General features: G+C 31.0%; 2 protein-coding genes. Both read left to right on the forward strand.

The genetic code is table 11. The features are described 5' to 3' along the window. Nucleotides 1–244: 244 nt before the first annotated feature. Nucleotides 245–586 carry a hypothetical protein gene (locus tag ACW9JY_RS10395; protein ID WP_457284322.1) on the forward strand — a complete coding sequence of 114 codons (342 nt, stop codon included), beginning with the start codon at nt 245–247 and terminating at the stop codon, nt 584–586. Next, the gene (locus ACW9JY_RS10400; protein ID WP_457284323.1) at nt 583–1,407 is read left to right on the forward strand and encodes an ABC transporter ATP-binding protein; all 825 of its coding nucleotides are present in this window, start codon (nt 583–585) and stop codon (nt 1,405–1,407) included. The genes ACW9JY_RS10395 and ACW9JY_RS10400 overlap by 4 nt, the downstream gene beginning before the upstream one ends. Nucleotides 1,408–1,913 lie beyond the last annotated feature (506 nt).

Here is a 1,913-nt window from a genome sequence, read left to right on the forward strand (position 1 = left end):
ACTATCTTTATTGCCCTTGGTAAACTTAATTTAACTCCAGCTTAATTACCCACTATTTTCGTGATAGAACCTTTTTTTATTTTTCATAACCTTTGATATACCGTTTTTAACGTTATTTTTCATATTCCTTTTCCTTACAAACATGATCGGACATGATTTAAGAAACGGAAAGTTCTCCCTTATAATATCCCTTCCTTATTCATACAGAGAGGTATTTTTCTCATCTTATGTACTTTCCCTACTATTGATAGTTATACCTAGTTCTATCGGGCTAGCCTTTTTTAACTTTGGAAATTTGTACTTATCAATAGCACTTTTAAAGATCTTGAGTGTCATAATATTTGCAACGGCTTATTTTGCCATTATTATAATCTCTGTTACATTAGGGGGAGATACATTTGGAATACCATTTTTGATATTGATCGCTGATTGGATACTTGGGAAAATTGGTTCCAGTTATGCTGTAAATCCCTACAAATATATTAGCCCGTCGAACCAAGGAAATGTTTGGTCAAGTTTGATATTTTCTGTGTTTCTTTTACTCTTATCTTTATATCTGTTTGAAAAAAGAGGTGTACAAAAATGATAGTAGAAGTGAAAAACTTAGTTAAAAGTTTCAATTCAAAACCGATATTGAACAAGATCAATTTTAATGTAAATGAGGGTGAAATCTTTTCTCTAATAGGTCCCAATGGTGCAGGGAAAACAACAACTTTGAGATGTCTATACGGGGAGTTGAAACCAAACAACGGTGAGATAAAGCTTTTTTCTGAAAAAATAACCCCTGAGATAAAAACAAAGGTTTCTGTGATGACAGAAGATAGGTTGACATTTTCTAATTTTAAAGGAAGTGATTACCTAAAAATTTGGAGTATGTTGTATCCTAACTTCAATGAGGAAACATTTTCTAATTTTGTTTTACATTACAACTTCGACATAAACCAAAAAGTGGAAAGATATTCAATGGGTATGAAAACATTGTTTTATTTGGCACTAACAATATCCAGTAACGCCGATCTTTTGCTCTTAGATGAACCAACTCAGAACCTTGATCCCGTTATAAGATCGGAGGCTTTAAAAATTTTAAGAAATTATGCAAATGAAACGAACAAGACGATAATCATATCTTCTCACGAAATATACGAACTCGAGGAAATATCGTCATCTTTTGCAATTATAAAAGAAGGTAAAATATTATATACAGATGATATGGATTCTGCTAAAGAAAAGCACAGGATGATAAGAAAAGGTGAACCTATTCCAACTGGTGAAGTTGTATCTAACTTTGAAGAAGAGGTGTTGGTAAAAACTGAAGAAGAGATTGGAAGATTTGCGACATTTAACGAAATTGTTCTTGGATATTTAAGAAGTATCCAAGCTTTCACCCCTTTTGAAGTTAAAAAATAAAGGTTCTATTTCAAAAAATGATGGTAGAAAAATTAGATACATAAATAGCCGCTTAATATGATCCAAGACGAAAAAGCTAAAAGAGTTATTGAAATAATTTCCGAAAAGACGCCCAACATGGGCGTTTTTCAATTAAAATTGCCAATAATTTCTACAAACTCTTCTCTTTCTTCCCCTTCAAAAGCATAAAAAGAAATAGCAGAAGGTTTTTTACTCAATAGAAACAAAAATATAAAATAAAATTTACTTCAAAAGCCCTTCCTTTGGAATGTTAACACCACTTGAAAATTCTGTATTTTTTTCTAAATTTCATTATATCATAATTCTCTTATGATAACTAAAAGAAAGACAAATGCATTACATCTGATAAAAACAATTGTAAATAATTTTAACATAAGTATTTTTTGGCCGATTTCTGTAATACTTTATTGCACTTACTAAACGAAAAGTGTACCAAAAATAAGAGTCGGCTAAACGAAAAGTGTACCACCCTATCACACAAATCC

It is taken from the genome of Petrotoga sp. DB-2, from assembly GCF_054051725.1.

Bases quoted from the DNA above. Each gene is read 5' to 3' on its own strand.
- ACW9JY_RS10400 (WP_457284323.1), top strand. From the start codon at position 583: ATGATAGTAGAAGTGAAAAACTTAGTTAAAAGTTTCAATTCAAAACCG.